General features: G+C 59.1%; 15 protein-coding genes, 1 tRNA gene and 1 pseudogene. 8 read left to right on the top strand and 9 right to left on the bottom strand.

The genetic code is table 11. The annotated features are described in order from the left end of the window. Window positions 1-8: 8 nt before the first annotated feature. Window positions 9-1,136 carry a hypothetical protein gene (locus AO692_RS18070; RefSeq protein WP_348271466.1) on the bottom strand — a complete coding sequence of 376 codons (1,128 nt, stop codon included), beginning with the start codon at window positions 1,134-1,136 and terminating at the stop codon, window positions 9-11. Between the two features lie 273 nt (window positions 1,137-1,409). Next, on the bottom strand, window positions 1,410-1,991 hold the full coding sequence (locus tag AO692_RS18075) for an EipA family protein (RefSeq protein ID WP_054311451.1): 582 nt from the start codon (window positions 1,989-1,991) through the stop codon (window positions 1,410-1,412). 323 nt (window positions 1,992-2,314) lie between these two features. Between AO692_RS18075 and AO692_RS18080 the strand changes: the two genes are divergently transcribed. Next, window positions 2,315-2,944, top strand: coding sequence for a histidine phosphotransferase family protein (locus AO692_RS18080; protein WP_054311452.1), 630 nt, complete (start codon window positions 2,315-2,317; stop codon window positions 2,942-2,944). A gap of 192 nt (window positions 2,945-3,136) precedes the next feature. Then, a complete protein-coding gene (locus AO692_RS18085; RefSeq protein WP_054311453.1) occupies window positions 3,137-3,577 on the top strand; it encodes a response regulator in 441 nt (146 codons plus the stop codon). A 6-nt stretch (window positions 3,578-3,583) separates the two neighbouring features. On the opposite strand, the gene ctrA is transcribed toward AO692_RS18085, so the two are convergent. Then, window positions 3,584-4,279 carry a cell cycle two-component system response regulator CtrA gene (gene ctrA / locus AO692_RS18090; RefSeq protein ID WP_054311454.1) on the bottom strand — a complete coding sequence of 232 codons (696 nt, stop codon included), beginning with the start codon at window positions 4,277-4,279 and terminating at the stop codon, window positions 3,584-3,586. Between the two features lie 442 nt (window positions 4,280-4,721). On the opposite strand from ctrA, the gene AO692_RS18095 reads away from it, so the two are divergent. Then, complete coding sequence (locus AO692_RS18095; RefSeq protein WP_054311455.1) at window positions 4,722-5,099, top strand: hypothetical protein; 378 nt, start codon at window positions 4,722-4,724, stop codon at window positions 5,097-5,099. A 67-nt stretch (window positions 5,100-5,166) separates the two neighbouring features. Here the strand turns inward: AO692_RS18095 and AO692_RS18100 are convergent, their stop codons facing one another. Continuing rightward, window positions 5,167-5,490: a helix-turn-helix domain-containing protein gene (locus AO692_RS18100; protein ID WP_244483398.1), complete on the bottom strand. Its 324-nt coding sequence runs from the start codon at window positions 5,488-5,490 to the stop codon at window positions 5,167-5,169. A gap of 161 nt (window positions 5,491-5,651) precedes the next feature. Between AO692_RS18100 and AO692_RS18105 the strand changes: the two genes are divergently transcribed. Beyond that, on the top strand, window positions 5,652-6,578 hold the full coding sequence (locus AO692_RS18105; RefSeq protein WP_054311457.1) for an NADP-dependent oxidoreductase: 927 nt from the start codon (window positions 5,652-5,654) through the stop codon (window positions 6,576-6,578). A gap of 70 nt (window positions 6,579-6,648) precedes the next feature. Here AO692_RS18105 and AO692_RS18110 read toward each other — a convergent pair whose 3' ends face one another. After that, window positions 6,649-6,924 (bottom strand): DUF1153 domain-containing protein, encoded by a 276-nt coding sequence (locus AO692_RS18110; RefSeq protein ID WP_013529904.1) that lies wholly within the window; start codon window positions 6,922-6,924, stop codon window positions 6,649-6,651. A 251-nt stretch (window positions 6,925-7,175) separates the two neighbouring features. Between AO692_RS18110 and mnmA the strand changes: the two genes are divergently transcribed. Beyond that, window positions 7,176-8,366, top strand: a complete 1,191-nt coding sequence (gene mnmA / locus AO692_RS18115) for a tRNA 2-thiouridine(34) synthase MnmA (RefSeq protein WP_054311458.1) — start codon at window positions 7,176-7,178, stop codon at window positions 8,364-8,366. 24 nt (window positions 8,367-8,390) lie between these two features. Here the strand turns inward: mnmA and AO692_RS18120 are convergent, their stop codons facing one another. Next, window positions 8,391-9,356 carry a Gfo/Idh/MocA family oxidoreductase gene (locus tag AO692_RS18120; protein ID WP_054311459.1) on the bottom strand — a complete coding sequence of 322 codons (966 nt, stop codon included), beginning with the start codon at window positions 9,354-9,356 and terminating at the stop codon, window positions 8,391-8,393. 11 nt (window positions 9,357-9,367) lie between these two features. Next, the gene (locus AO692_RS33560) at window positions 9,368-9,622 is read right to left on the bottom strand and encodes a hypothetical protein (RefSeq protein ID WP_054311460.1); all 255 of its coding nucleotides are present in this window, start codon (window positions 9,620-9,622) and stop codon (window positions 9,368-9,370) included. Window positions 9,623-9,751: 129 nt separating this feature from the next. Here AO692_RS33560 and AO692_RS18130 point away from each other — a divergent pair. Then, window positions 9,752-9,828 (top strand) — tRNA-Met (locus AO692_RS18130). On the opposite strand, the gene AO692_RS32330 is transcribed toward AO692_RS18130, so the two are convergent. Together AO692_RS32330 and AO692_RS18145 are read right to left on the bottom strand one after the other, a co-directional pair. Beyond that, window positions 9,785-11,404 (bottom strand): recombinase family protein, encoded by a 1,620-nt coding sequence (locus AO692_RS32330; RefSeq protein WP_082407431.1) that lies wholly within the window; start codon window positions 11,402-11,404, stop codon window positions 9,785-9,787. The genes AO692_RS18130 and AO692_RS32330 overlap by 44 nt on opposite strands. 1,337 nt (window positions 11,405-12,741) lie before the next feature. Beyond that, window positions 12,742-13,347 carry a hypothetical protein gene (locus AO692_RS18145; protein ID WP_054311463.1) on the bottom strand — a complete coding sequence of 202 codons (606 nt, stop codon included), beginning with the start codon at window positions 13,345-13,347 and terminating at the stop codon, window positions 12,742-12,744. 35 nt (window positions 13,348-13,382) lie between these two features. Here AO692_RS18145 and istA point away from each other — a divergent pair. Then, a pseudogene (gene istA / locus AO692_RS18150) lies at window positions 13,383-14,949 on the top strand (IS21 family transposase). After that, complete coding sequence (gene istB / locus AO692_RS18155; protein ID WP_054308547.1) at window positions 14,882-15,610, top strand: IS21-like element helper ATPase IstB; 729 nt, start codon at window positions 14,882-14,884, stop codon at window positions 15,608-15,610. Before istA ends, istB begins: the two are co-directional and overlap by 68 nt. Window positions 15,611-15,634 lie beyond the last annotated feature (24 nt).

The raw sequence follows: 15,634 nt of genomic DNA on the forward strand, positions 1-15,634 counted from the left end.
TGGAAGCGTCAGCTGGGCGAAGCCGCCTTTTGCAGTGCCCGCACCCGTTCGGCAATGCTGCGGATTGCAGCACCATCTTCGGTTCCGCTTCCCTGCCCTTCAGAGGCGGCAAGCGCTTTGGCGACTTCCGAATTCGGCCCTTCCAGCGTGGCTGTGAGCGTGATGATTTCAGCCGCGAGATCCTGCATCTGCTCGCGCAGAAGCGCACCCTCGCGTTGTTCTCTCACTCCCCCGTCGCGCTGACCGGTTTCGAATGAAGAGGCGCCCCCTCGCAGTTTCTTGTTCTCGCGAACAAGCGTGGTGAGCCTTGCCTCCAACCGTTCGCGGTCATTGTTGAGCTTGGCGACTGCCTCTTCGGTGTCGCCCGTGGTCCCGGAAATCAGAGGGGACAAAAGCAGAGGAGAGAGTTGCATCGCGCGATCCTCTTGCGGGCGTTGCGCGCCGTTGGCCACGGCGCCTGGTTCGTTGACGAAAACGTCCGTCTTCAGCCCCTTCTTCTTCATCTCTTCCTTGAGCCTCGCCAACTCCCGCTCGCGCCGATCCAGCGTTTCATCGCGGTCTGCCAACGTCGAGAGAAGACGCTCCAGCTTCCGTTCCCGATCCGCCAGCTTCTTCTTCTCGTTCGCAAGCGCCTCGATGGCTGCCTTGCCCTCTGTCATCATGTCCTGATGGCGCTTGTCCACTTCCTTGCGCTGAGCCCGCAACACCGAGACATCGTTGTTCAGTTTTTCGATCTCCGATTCGCGCGCGACCAGTTCGATCTGCCTGTTCGAGGACGAGAAGCTGGCTTCTTCATACAGCTGGCCAAGTTTCTCGATCTCTTCCTTCTTCTTCGCCGCATCTCCCTCGAGAGTAGCGAGCTTCCCGGACAAGCGCTCGATATCGGCCACGCGCTGCTGCAACTGCGTCTGCAATTCACTGCCGGCGGCTTCCAGCGTGGCGATGGTCTCACCCTTCTGAACCACTTCGCTTGCGGCCAGCTTCAACTCCTCGCGAACGCGGTTGATTTCGATGAAGCGGTCATTGGCCATTTCCCTGGAGGTTTTGGCATCCATCTCCAGCCGGCGTGCCGTCACGGCAAACTCGGCGCGCAGGCGATCCTTATCCGCGGCGATTTCCGTAGAGGTAAGCGGCATTGCAGCCTGGATTCGTTTTTTTGTCAGGGCGACGGCCCGCCGCCAGGCAGCAGGCGCAATCAGGACGACCAAAAACCCGGCACACAGGAAACCGAGAAGGAAGAAGAGGATCGACTGAACCAAGATGGTCTATCCGTTAAGTTCGGCTGCTCGCGCCGGGGTAGACGAAATTTTGCATGGTCTGGCAGGCAAAATCCAGTATTCGGCACCCTGTATTTCGGCGGGTTGTGGCCTCTCTTCCACAATCCGCCGATCACTCTCAACCAGTTCGGGTCAAAAAGGGTTCCAGGTCGGCTGCTGGGTGAGCTTCAGATAGCCCAGGTTGACACCAAGCCTGGCACCGACGCCGGTTCGGATCGGCACCAGGAGCACGTTACCGGACTTGAGGACGTTGAAGCCAAGGCCCGCAATCACATAGGCCGAGCCCGCAACGCCGCCGAACCGATTATAGAGGTTGCTGACGTCATCGAGATTGTAGACTAGCACCATGACCCTGGAGCCCTGTCCACCGAAATCCCAGCCAAGCGACGGTCCTTGCCAATAGACTTTATGGTCGCCGGCATTCTTGGTGTACAGCTTGCCTTCACCATAGGTGAGACCACCCACGAACGCGCCAGAACCTTCCTCGCCCAGCACGTAGCCGTTCGGCAGGCCGTAGGTGGAGAAAATCTTCTCGACTACGGTGGCCAAGCCACCCGAGGTTTCGCCGAAGAACTTGTGGCCCGAATCAACGATTTCCTGCGACGTGTACTGCTGGGCGTACGAAGCCTGGAGCGAAAGGGTGAAAAAGCCCAACAGGGCGATCGTCAGAGCGAGAGCGCGGGGAATGCGCCAATCGCGAAATCGGGAATGCATGCTTCCAATCTCCGTCTGGGAGCACCTTCGCCGACGCCTCGCACCCGCGACTCTCAATCGGCCGCTTCCGGTGCCATTCCCTGGCAAACTATGCCGTAATCGTTTTTCAACCATTAAGTTCTCACATGATGATGGCGGTTCGAAGGCCGGTCCGAGGGTTTCTACCGGTCGAACCGGCGCAATGCGCCATATGCGACATCTCCGGATTGGTTGCTCCACCCGAACGCGCCGTATATCCAGACGGAACTGGGGAGAGCGTGATTCGCGCGGTCGGTGCGCTGGGTGGATGTCCAAGCGCTGTTGCATCTTTTCTCGAGGGTTCCATGGCTGACCTTTTCACACTTACTCCTTCCGAACTTGCCGCACTGCTGTGCAGCAAGGTCTGCCACGACATCATCTCGCCGGTCGGCGCGATCAACAATGGCTTGGAACTGCTCGATGAAGGCGGCGCCGATGAAGACGCCATGAACCTCATTCGACAGAGCGCCCGCAATGCCTCGGCTCGACTGCAGTTTGCCCGCATTGCCTATGGTGCCGCGGGATCGGCAGGCATGCTCATCGACACTGGGGACGCCGAAGCGGTCACGATCGCCTACCTCAAGAACGAAAAACCTGAATTGACCTGGACGGGTAGCCGAGCCCTGCTGCCCAAAAACAAGGTCAAGTTGCTCCTGAACCTCGTTTTGATCGCCAACGCGGCTATTCCACGAGGCGGCAGACTCTCCGTGACGCTGGAGGAGCTGGAAACCGAACCGCGCTTCACTCTTTCGGCGAGCGGCCCGATGTTGCGGGTTCCACCGAAATTCCTCGAGCTTCACTCGGGCGGCAAGCCAGAAGAGCCGATCGACGCTCATTCGGTCCAGCCCTATTATACGCTGCTCCTCGCGCGAGACGCCGGCATGACCATTACGATCCGCGCCACGGCAGATGAGATCGTTCTGGCGGCTGCGTAATCAACAGGGCCACGGGCCAATTCAACATGGGCATTCGCGCCGCCGAGTACGGCTTGCCGATCAGCCCCCGCCCGCACGAGGCTTGCAGTCTCGTGCAAATTTTACGCATTGCCTTTTCCGCTTTTTAAATGCCCTGCCCTAATATCTGAGGCGAAGGGCAGGATCCGCATGATACGCGGAAAGGGGATTGGCATGAAACGCTGCATGTTCGTCGACAAGTCGAGCGTGATCCGCAAGGTCGCCAAGCGCATCCTGACCAGTGAGAGCATGCTGGTCGTGGAAGCCACTGCAGGCAGGGAAGCAATCGACCTCTGCTCCGCAGAAATGCCGGACATCATCGTTTTTGACGTATCGCTGCAGGATATGCAGCTCCCCGAGTTTATCGGTCACATCCGTTCGCTCGGTAGCCCGGTCGTCCCGCAGATCGTCGCCCTTTTGGTGGAGCTCGATCTCGGCGCCATCATGCGCGCGAAGCGTGCAGGCGCGCATGGCTACCTGCTGAAACCCTTCAACCGTGTCCAGTTGCTTGATCGCTTTCGCGCGCTGCAGGCCAGCCGGGACACGGCACGCACCAGGACAGCAGCGCCAACAAAAAACCCGGCACAGGCCGGGTCTTTCGACATTCGACTGTAGGCGCGATCAGGCGCTTTCGCGGATCTCTTCCGGCTCGCGCAGCACGTAGCCGCGCCCCCAAACCGTTTCGATGTAATTCTGGCCGCCGGAGGCTGCGTCGAGTTTCTTGCGTAGCTTGCAGATGAAGACGTCGATGATCTTCAATTCCGGTTCGTCCATGCCGCCATAGAGGTGGTTGAGGAACATTTCCTTGGTCAGTGTGGTGCCCTTGCGCAGCGAGAGCAGTTCCAGCATCTGATATTCCTTGCCGGTCAGATGCACGCGCTGGCCGCTGACTTCGACGGTCTTGGCGTCGAGATTGACGATCAGCTCGCCGGTCGCGATGACCGACTGGGCATGACCCTTGGAGCGGCGCACGATAGCGTGGATGCGGGCGACCAATTCGTCCTTATGGAATGGCTTGGTCATATAGTCGTCGGCGCCGAAACCGAGACCGCGCACCTTGTCTTCGATGCCAGCCATGCCTGACAGGATCAGGATGGGCGTCTTGACCTTGGAGAGGCGCAGCGTGCGCAGCACTTCGTAGCCCGACATATCCGGGAGGTTCAGGTCCAGCAGAATGATGTCGTAGTCGTAGAGCTTGCCGAGATCGACGCCCTCTTCACCGAGATCGGTGGTGTAGACGTTGAAGCTTTCGGACTTGAGCATCAGCTCGATGCTCTGAGCGGTTGCACTGTCGTCTTCTATCAGCAGAACGCGCATTTTATTCCCCTTTCTGCTGCCGAACCTGACCCGTCCGGGACCGGAGCAGTGATTGCCTGAGCCGAAGCTGCCACTGAATGGTTAACAAATCCTAATTTCGCGTTCAAAGCGATACCAGAAATTTTAACCTCTTTCCACACACACTTGAATCCAAACACGATTCATCGCGTCAAATTTTGATTCAGCACATTAAGAAAGTGCCGTAACCGACTCAACGGACTCATCTCTTACGTCCCGCGCCCGGGCCGAAATTTTTACCCGGCCTTAAGCCCTGACCCGTATGATTAACAATGCCCGTAAACGAATGGTTACCGTTCGGAAAAAATCTTAGGACTTTGTTTTCCATAGAGTTCCGAAAATCGGGGGGAACACGGGCGACACGGAAGCCTTGCAAGGCCAGCGAGGCGATAGTGCAAGTGTGCGTTGGCAGGAGTACCGAATCATGAAGTCACGCGAGAACCTCGTTCGACTGAAGCAATTTCAGGTGAATGAGAAACGCCGGCAGCTTCTGCAGCTGGACATGATGATCGCAGAATTCGAGCGCATGGCCGGAGAACTGGAGTTCCAGATCACCGCCGAGGAAAAGAAAGCCGGCATCACCGACATCAATCATTTCGCCTATCCAACGTTCGCCAAGGCGGCAAGGCTGCGGCGCGACAATCTCAGGAATTCGCAGGCGGATCTCGCTCAGCAGCGCAGCGCTGCAGAAGCCCTCCTCAACGAAGCCGAGGCCGAATTGGCGAAGGCGGAGATGCTGGAATCGCGTGATTCGCGCGTACGCGAACCGGAAACCAGCGGCCGCAGCGCGATGATCGGCTAACCGCGCGATCACCCTTCCCGGTTTTGTAAAAGCCAACGCAATCTTGCAGGCCAGCCGCTGACAGCGATCAGCCGGCTGCAGCCTGCTTGCCGCTTTCCTCCGCCGCGAGGCGCGCGCTTCTGATATCGGGCACATGCATTTCCGACCATGACCGAATCTGGTCGAGCAAGCCGGCGAGGTCATGCCCCAGCGCGGTTAGTTCATATTCCACACGCGGCGGAATGACCGGAAAAATCTCGCGCAGAACCAGCCCGTCCCGTTCCAGCGTGCGCAGCGTCTGGGTCAGCATCTTCGGCGTAATGCCTTCCATCTTCCGTGCCAGCTCGCCATGGCGCATGCGACCACGCCGCAACGCGCCGATCGTCAGATAGACCCATTTGCTCGACAACATCTCAAGCACCGCGTGCGACGGACAGGTCCGCCGGAACGCGTCGTAGCCATAAGGTTCGCACTCATCGCTATACATGGGGTACCTATATATCAAAAAGATACGTACTGGACAATGGATAGGCACTATCTTTTGTATAGTGTAGATCAAAACAGGAGATACCCATGCGTGCCATTGTCCAGACCAGCGTCGGCGGCCCCGAAGTGCTGACCCTTGCAAATCGCCCCGACCCGGTGCCGAACAAGGGAGAAGTGCTCGTGCGGGTTCATGCAGCGGGCATCAACCCCGTGGACGTTGCCGTTCGCAGTGGCGCCTATCCGCTGCTTGGCGAACCACCTTTCACGGTCGGCTGGGATATTTCCGGTGTCGTTGAGAAGGTTGGCCCGGACACGAATGGCTTCGCGGCAGGAGACGAAGTGTTCGGCATGCCGCGGTTCCCCAAGGAAGCCGCTGCCTATGCCGAGCTCGTGGCGGCTCCTGCCGACGAGCTCGTCCTGAAACCAAAGGGGATAGACCATGCCCACGCAGGTGCCCTCCCCCTCGCGGGGCTGACGGCATGGCAGGCTCTGGTCGGTGCCGGGCAGATCAAGCCGGGCCAACGTGTACTCGTTCAGGCTGCAGCGGGCGGTGTCGGGCATCTGGCGGTTCAGATCGCCAAGGCCTTCGGCGCTTATGTCGTGGCGACTGCCAGCCCCTCCAAGCTCGGTTTTGTTCGCGATCTCGGTGCTGATGAAGTCGTCGACTACACGAAGACCAGATTTTCCGACGTGGTGTCCGGCATCGATGTCGTCCTGGAGCCGATCGGCGGCGAGAACGCGGAACAGGCTGTCAAGGTCTTGAAAGACAACGGCACGCTGGTCTCGTTGCTCGGCATTTCCGACAAGGCCAAGGCCGAAGCCAAGGTGCGGGGTATCCGCCATGAGCACATTTCAGTTGTACCGGATCGCGAGGGGCTGAGGGAATTGGCCAAACTCATCGACGCGGGCAAACTCGCCGTTCATGTCGCCAGGACGTTTCCGCTGGGACAGGCCGGGGAGGCTCAGGCCTTTCTGGCGACAAAGCCGACAGGCAAGATCGCACTCCAGATGTGAGGCCGCGAAAACCACCCATCAACGAAAAGGCGCGGAACCCGCGCCTTTTTCATTCCTGGAACCAGATCTGTCAGTGCCGGTATTGCTGAATGCGTGTGGTGCGCAGCCCAGCCAGACCATACTCGTCAATGGAGGCCTGCCAGGAAAGAAACTCTTCCGTGGTGAGCTTGTAGCGCTGGCAGGCTTCATCGAGGCTGAGCAACCCGCCTCGCACTGCAGCAACCACTTCCGCCTTGCGCCGGATAACCCAGCGGCGGGTGTTCGTCGGCGGCAAATCGGCAATCGTAAGAGGGCTGCCGTCAGGCCCGATAACATATTTGACTCGCGGTCTAACCAGATCGGTCATCTTACTCTCTACTGAAAACTCACAGAACCAATCCCTGCCACAGTACCGCCACAGCTTTAAAAATTGCCTAAGCGGTTACTCATGGATAAGTAATGTTCATGAATCTCGCGTTAGGCTTTTCGTAAGCTTTTGAGACAATTGCCGCATTTCGTGGTGCAACGCCCCTCCGCGCCCTGCGCTGGCGTCCACGATGCCTATGCCCTATATAGTCGAGGCCGCCTGTTTTGCGGCTGGATTTCGGAACTGACACCATGAACAGCCTGGACCTTCCCGGACGCCCAGAAGACACACGTATCGTCGTTGCCATGTCTGGCGGCGTCGATTCTTCGGTTGTCGCCGGCCTCTTGAAACGCGAAGGCTATGATGTCGTCGGCGTGACCTTGCAGCTCTATGATCATGGCGCGGCCACCCATCGCGCCGGCTCCTGCTGTGCGGGCCAGGACATCGAAGATGCGCGCCGGGTTTCGGAGACGCTTGGCATCCCTCACTATGTGCTCGACTACGAAGAGCGTTTCCGCAAAGCGGTGATCGATCCATTCGCCGAAAGCTATGTCGCCGGCGAAACACCGATCCCTTGCGTGTCGTGCAACCAGACCGTCAAGTTCGCCGACCTCCTGGCAACTGCTCAGGATCTCGGCGCCGATGCCCTGGCGACCGGACACTATATTCGTTCCAGGGCCAATGGCGCCCATCGCGCGCTCTATCGCCCGGTCGACGCCGATCGCGACCAGAGCTATTTCCTGTTCGCCACCACGCAGGCGCAGATCGACTACCTGCGCTTCCCGCTTGGTGGCCTGCCGAAGCCGGAAGTGCGGGCGATGGCTGAACAGATGGGCCTCGTGGTCGCCGCCAAGCAGGACAGCCAGGACATCTGCTTCGTGCCGCAAGGCAAATATTCCGACGTCATCGCCAAGTTGAAGCCGACGGCTGCCAATCCGGGCGACATCGTTCACATCGACGGCCGGGTGCTCGGCCGGCATGACGGTATCCTGCGCTACACCATCGGCCAGCGGCGCGGCATCGGCGTCGCTTCCGGCGAGCCGCTCTATGTCGTTCATCTCGACGCCGACCGCTCGAGGGTCATCGTCGGTCCGCGCGAGGCGCTGGAAACCCACAAGATCTATCTGCGATCCATGAACTGGCTGGGCGACGATGCCCTTCCCGATATTCCCTCCAGCGGGCTCGAACTGTTCGCCAAAGTGCGCTCGACGCGCCCGCCTCGGCCCGCCGTCCTGCACCATCGCGACGGCAGCACCTGGGTCGAGCTGGTAGATGGCGAGTCCGGCATCGCGCCGGGTCAGGCCTGCGTGCTCTATTCCGATGATGGCAATGAGGCGCGTGTCTTCGGCGGTGGCTTCATCGAGCGCTCGGAACGGGGCGCCGAGGCCGAGGCCATGCTGAACCGCCTGACCGGCAAGCCTTCGGCTATCGCCGCAGAGTAACGGCCAGTCATAAGTCCGAGGATATCAGCCGGCGATGCGGCCGTGTGCGACCGTGCCTGCGGTCAGGATACGCAGCACCCTGATTGCTTCCTCACCGTCCGTGCGCGGTTCAGCACGTGTTTCAATGCATTGCAGGAAGTGCTGCAGCTCGCGGGTCAACGGCATTCCCTGCTCGACCTCGATATAGGTCGGCTCGTTACTGGTGGCCGCCCACTGGCCGCTGTCTTGCCAAACGGCGTGATGATAAACGGCAAGCTTTCTTTCCCAAGGTTCGACGTCGTCGAAAACCGCCATGGCCTTGTCGCCGACCACCGTCAGCCGGCGCTCACGATAGGGATTGAGCCGCGAGGCAAAAAGATGGCTTCGCAGGTTGTTCGGGAAGCGCATGTGCAGATGCGCGAAATCGCTCAGATGATCGAGCAGCGCGGCCCCCTCGCCTCTCACTTCCAGAGGTTCAGTGCCGGTAAGGGCCAGGATCATCGAGAGATCGTGCGGCGCAAGATCCCACAGCGCATCGTTCTCGGTATGGAATTTGCCAAGGCCAAGGCGATGCGAATGGATGTAGCGGATTTCGCCGAGTTCGCCTTCGTCCACCAGCGCCTTCAATTTCTCGAAGGCCGGGTGGAAGCGCAGCACATGGCCAACCATGAAGACGCGCTGGTTGTCCTTTGCCGCCTGCACCGCGCGCTCGGCATCCGGCACAGTCAGCGCGATCGGCTTTTCGACCAGAACATCCTTGCCGTTCTCGACGGCCCGGATCGAAAGGTCGGCATGGAACTGCGGCGGCAGCGCCATGACGATGGCGTCGACATCCTCGCGCTTGAAAAGGTCGTCCGGCGCAATAGCAAGGCAATCCTGTTCACTGGCAAAACCTTCGGCACGCGCGAGATTGGCGTCTGAAACCGCATGCAGTGCGCCCAGCCCCTTCAGCGTCCGGATATGGTTGCTGCCCCAGTACCCGCATCCGAGGACTGCTATACGCGGTTTCATCAAATAGGAACTCAAGCATTTCGCGCGAAAATCGTGGTTGAGACATAGCGGTGCACCTCGCCGAACTCAACCCCGTCACCTTCGCCAGATGGATTGCTCACACCGCCGATGCACCGCTTTTCGATAAGCCGGCACCACGAAGGCACGGAACTTGGCTCGGTCAAAGCCTTTGCGTAAAGCAGTTCCGACCCATGGTTGCATGCAAAAACTACCTGTTCTGGGACTTCCAGGCGCGCCAACCCGGTTGTAAAAACATGCGCGCCCATTTCTCTGGTTCCTGCCTCTTCTCGGTGCTTGACAGGATTAGCACCGCCACCTTATATCCGCGCGACCTTGGTGCTGCCCCCATGATCCGCTTTTAAAAGTGGTTTTCCATGGCTCAGCGCCGACCCGATGGCGGGGTAGCTCAGTTGGTTAGAGCACGGGAATCATAATCCTGGGGTCGGGGGTTCAAGTCCCTCTCCCGCTACCATCGTACCCCCCGACGCGAATATGCGCATGTTGGGGTAGACTTTTGGGGCTTGCATCAGAAGCGCCAACCTCCCTTGCAATTCGAGCTTGAAGCCGTCGCTTTGTGGGGTAACCGTTACGTGCGCTATCAGGTTTCGGATTTTCTCGGCTGGTTCTCTGTTGTCTTGCGACAGACCTTGCCCAAACACTGCATGCAAATCAGCCACTTGCTCCTCGTATTGACGCAGCGCGGCGGGATGCAACCCAACGATCGCCTCTTCCGGCGGTGTTGAAAGCTCCGCCTCGATCACTGTCTTTTGCGCGTGCAATTCCGTCAATTTCGGCCCGGCGACCTCCATTGTGACGCGTTCTGCTTCGTAGTCGGCCCAAAGTCGATCGGTTGATCGCCGTATCACGCCAAGCTGGTTTTCGAGCTTGGCGCGATGTGCACGCTTGTCACTTACCAGGCGCTCCCTTTCTTCCTGGTAAGCTCGAGCAAATTCCTTGAGTAGGTGCGGAGCTTTCAGATGTTGTTGCAAGCCAGCTAGAACGGCTTTCTCGATCTCGTCCAAATAGAAAGTCTTGCGGTTAGAGCATGAACCAGACTCGCGCATAGCACTGCAATGGATGCGCACGCGACCATGATCACGGTCCTTCACAGACAGACCTCCGCCACAGCAACTGCATTTAAGGAGCCCCGAGAGTAGATACTTCGACTTGCGTTGTTGTGAGGGTGCCAAGTGGCTTCGTTGCTGCTTTCGGCCTTGAGCAGCAGCAAAAATCTCGGGACTGACAATACGAAGGTGCTGGGCTTCTGCGCGCTTCCATTCCTCCGGGGAATTGGCGCGCGAGGTGCGGCGACCCGTGTCCGGATCCTTGACCATCCGAACCCGGTTCCAGACTAACTGGCCGGCGTAAAGCTCATTCAAAAGCAGCCCGTGATGGCGTTTTTTGTTGCCATTGATCGTGGACGCGGCCCATCGACTTCCGCGAGGCGGCGGAACACCATCTCTGTTGAGGCCAAAAGCGATTTCTCGCGGCGTCTTTCCGTCGAGATATTCAGCGAAAATCCGCCGAACGACATCGGCCTCACTATCAACAATCTCGAGTTCACCCGGCTTTCCGGGTACCGTGCGATAGCCATAGGCTCGACCGCCCGCATGACGACCGTCGCGAACCACACCCTGCAACCCCCGGCGCACTTTATGAGCCAAGTCTGTCAGGTAAAGTGATCCAAGCAATCCACGAACGCCGATTTGGATGGGATCGGCGGTACCTTCATGTACCGCACGAAGTTCGATGTTTTGAAAGCTCAGGCGCTTCCAAATTCCGGCGAGATCTTCTTGATCGCGCGACAGCCGATCGAAGGCCTCAACCAGTATCACTTCGAAAATCTGCTCTCGCGCCGCATCCATGAGTCTTATCAGCCCATCGCGCCCATAAACGGACGCTCCGGACCGGGCCCTGTCATCATAGACTGCAACAATGTTGAGGTCGTTGCGCTCGGCGTAACCTCGGCACAATGCGACCTGATCGTTGATGGAACGATCCTGCTGAAGATCAGTGGAAAAACGAGCGTAGATTGCTGTGCGCTTCATCTGCGAGCTGCCTCGGTCGAGATCGTTGTATTCGCCTTCCCAGCGGTTTTACGATGATCTCTCCGAGCAGCAGCTCGTGCAAGAGCACGAATTATTTCGACGACAAACTCCTCGTCTGAGGCTGTATCGCATTGCGTTTCCGCGACGATACCCTGCATCGCACGATGGCGACGATCGGCTTCTGGGCCGGAGCTCATCCCTTTCATCCGAGTGCCGATTTGATACTGCCGGGATCGCGGCTGAGATTCTCGAACCCCTCGCTCAGTTCGCGGTTGCGCAGGAGTTGAAGACGAGTTTGATTGGGCTTCATGGCAGCTCGTTACGACTGGCCAGCGCTGCTACGCTAGCGGCGAAACAAGTATCGGCCAGGCGACAAAAATCGCTTATGGCCGTTATGTGCGCTGGGGTGAGATATATACCTTGGATAGGACGCCCAAAACTGGGCACGGTGTCCTGATCGAAGGCTACTAACGCTTTGACGCGTCTCCGGGAAGTCTATGAAGATGTCTGCCTCCCAGCAGGGTTCCATTTTGGCAACGCTGCGCCGGAGAGCGTAGGTACAGCCGATATCCTAGAGCACGCCACAAACGCTTAAACTGCGCCCGGTGGATCGAACCTACCCTTTGCAACTTGCGGAGGTTGACTGCAGATATTGCGCTTTACGCGGCGATGAAACGCCTCTAGCTCCGCTGCTTGGCGAGTTTACTGGCGCATCGCTGGCGAACCACCCTGCAAGCTATAGACAAACAAAGACAATGGCGTGCCCGGAGGGAACCTGTCGGCAAAAGAAACCGGATGGTTTAGCGGCTGGTTAGCCAGTCCGTATCATTCGTATGACCTCGCCTGGGCCGGCGCACCGAAAGACGGTAAAGAGTTTACTTAAGCAAACGAAGGTACTGCGATGACTGAAGCCAGTAGCGTGCGCTTGAACACGACTGGTCTTCCGCAACGCCAATGAATGACCTGTTTGGGGCCGAAAACAGACTGGCAGCTGTCCGATGTTCTCGGAAGAAGTTGCTATCTGTCTGCGCATTGCCGAACTGAGGTCAGTTGCAGTACGGACGTTTAAGTCTAACCGGTAGGAACGATGTCCTGAAATCGAACGGTCGTGCTCGTTGGTTGGAGCTGATCTTCCAAGGGGCGGATGGCCAGTTTGAGAGGCATCTGTCCCGCGATTCCACTAAAGATACAGGTGCCCGTCGATGGCGTCGGACAACTCCTAATCTGCATGGCGGATGGCTCCTTAGCTCGGCGCCCTACGGCGTGGCAGAAACGTCCAAGGTTCTAGTCGCCGCTGGATGAAATCTTAGTGGCAGATCACAGCCTGAAAATCAGGGTCAGAGAAAACACAGCAGCGCGCCGAGAATCGGACCGAGAAGGCGGTCAGTGATGGTTGGTGACGAGAGTTGGAAGTATGGCAAGATCTGGAGGAACAGTGAGCCTGTGACCGCCAGCGCCGGCAAGAAGACAAGCAAACGCCGGGTGATGGATTGAATGCGGACATGGCGCGTGTAGCCGTCGGCCGCTAGGGCGAACTTGCCCATCTTTCCAAAGACCAAGGGAGCTGCCAGGACGCACATGATGGCGTTACTGAAGTCCCAATTCGTGACAAAACTAAGCACGAACGCTATCACCGCGATGACGATCGCTGCGAAGAACCCGTCTGCAAGATCCTCCATTTTGCCGATGTACCATCTGGCCATCGCATTTCCGCCGCGCTCAAGGGTGTATAAAGAAAATGCCGGCCCCAGAGCCAATCCATATGCGAAATCGGCCAAAACCGATGCAGCGAATGGGTGTCCGGACAGTTTGTAGCCACGCGCCAGGAGCAATACGGCAAATATCTTCACGGCGTATTTGAGCTGTGTTTCGGCGTGGAATAAGGACCCCGTTTCAGGGGTGACCGGCGTCCAAAAAGGACCCCTGTAACGCAGGGTTGTCACACTGCCTTCGGTTTCATCGGGGGCATTTGTTTTGGATGTTGGTTGTGGAGACGATTGCGAAGATACGTCGGCTTTCGCTGGTCCAGGGGAAGTCGATCAAGGAGATCTGCCGCGAGTTGAGGATATCGCGGAAGGTTGTCCGGAAGGTGCTGCGGTCGAACGCGACGGAGTTCCGTTACGAGCGTGAGCATCAGCCGATGCCAAAGATCGGCCCCTGGCAGGATCAGCTCGACGGGCTTTTAGGTGGCAATCACGGCAAGGCGGGGCGCGAGCGGCTAACGCTGATCCGAATCTTTGAGGAGCTCCGCGGTCTCGGATACGACGGCAGCTACGACGCGGTTCGCCGATACGCCAAGAGCTGGGCGAAGGCGCAGGGATCAGCGACGGCGGAAGCCTATGTGCCGTTGTTCTTCGCGCCGGGTGAAGCCTACCAGTTCGACTGGAGCCACGAGATCGTCCTCATCAATGGCGTGACTGTGACCGTGAAGGTTGCCCATGTCCGGCTTTGCCACAGCCGCATGATGTTCGTCAGAGCCTATCCGCGCGAGACGCAGGAGATGGTGTTCGACGCGCACGACCGGGCCTTCGCCTTCTTTGGCGGCACCTGCACGCGCGGCATCTACGACAACATGAAGACGGCGGTTGAGACGGTATTCGTCGGCAAGGACCGGCAATACAATCGCCGCTTCCTGCAGATGTGCAGCCATTATCTGGTGCAGCCGGTCGCCTGCACGCCGGCGTCGGGCTGGGAGAAGGGTCAAGTCGAGAACCAGGTCGGGCTGGTGCGCGAGCGCTTCTTCACGCCGCGGCTGCGCTTCAAATCCTATGAGGAACTCAACGCCTGGCTGCTCGACAAATGCATCGCCTACACCAAGACGCACCGTCATATCGATCAGCCGGAGCGCACGATCTGGGAGGTGTTCGAGGAGGAGCGCGGCAAACTTGTCGAGTATCGCGGCCCCTTCGACGGCTTCCACACGGTCCCCGCCTCGGTATCGAAGACCTGCACGGTGCGCTTCGACAACAACAAATACTCGGTGCTGTCGACTGCCGTGGGCCGACCGGTCGAGATCCAGGCCTATGCCAGCAGGATCGTCATCCGGCAGGATGGCGTTGTCGTCGCCGAACACGCCCGTTCGTTCGGGCGCGGTGAGACCATTTACGATCCCTGGCACTATGTCCCCGTGCTCGCCCGCAAGCCCGGCGCATTGCGCAATGGCGCGCCGTTCCAGGACTGGGTTCTGCCCTCGGCGATGGAGCGGACCCGGCGCCGACTGAAGTCCTCGGATGACGGTGATCGCCAGATGGTGGCGATCCTGGCTGCGGTGTTGACCGACGGGATCGATGCCGTGGAGGCCGCCTGCCAAGAGGCGCTCGACCAGAACGTCTGCTCGTCAGCTGTCATCATCAACATTCTGGCGCGGCGGCGCGATCCGGCGCCAGCCATCACCATTCTCACCCCGGACGCTCTTCGCCTGCGCCATGAGCCGCAGGCCGACTGTGCCCGCTACGACAGCCTCAGGAGGGCAAGCTGATGGAACGCACGCAGGTTCTGGATCTGATGGGAACGTTGAAGCTCTACGGCATGCGCAGTGCCTATGACGAGGTTATGGCGACCGGCATCAAGCGCCAGCACGAGCCGCCGAGGATCGTCGGCGATCTGCTGTCGGCCGAGATCGCCGAGAAGCAGGCGCGCTCCATCAAATACCAGCTCACCGTCGCAAAGCTGCCGATCGCCAAGGACATCGAGGAGTTCGACTTCGACGGCACGCCGGTCAACGAGGTGCTGGTCAGGGACCTTGCCAACGGCACCTTCGTCGCCGACCAGCGTAACGCCGTTCTCATCGGCGGCACCGGAACCGGCAAGTCACATCTGGCGATTGCCCTTGCCCGATCCCTCATCCGCAACGGGACGCGCGGTCGCTTCTTCAATGTCGTTGATCTCGTCAACCGGCTCGAGACCGAGCACCGCGGTGGCAAGCAGGGCCGTATCGCTGACTACCTGACCCGATTGGACTTCGTCGTCCTCGACGAACTCGGCTATCTGCCCTTCGCGCAAGCCGGCGGGCAGTTGCTCTTCCACCTGATCAGCAGGCTCTACGAGCGCACCTCGATCATCGTCACCACCAATCTGGCGTTCGGCGAATGGCCCGCTGTCTTCGGCGACGCCAAGATGACGACGGCGCTGCTCGACCGGCTCACCCATCACTGCGAGATCATCGAGACCGGAAACGAATCCTGGCGATTCAAGAACCGCGCCTGATCACCCCATAACGCCGATCCGCGC

The organism is Mesorhizobium sp. 1M-11 (genome assembly GCF_001303895.1).
GTDB lineage: Bacteria > Pseudomonadota > Alphaproteobacteria > Rhizobiales > Rhizobiaceae > Mesorhizobium.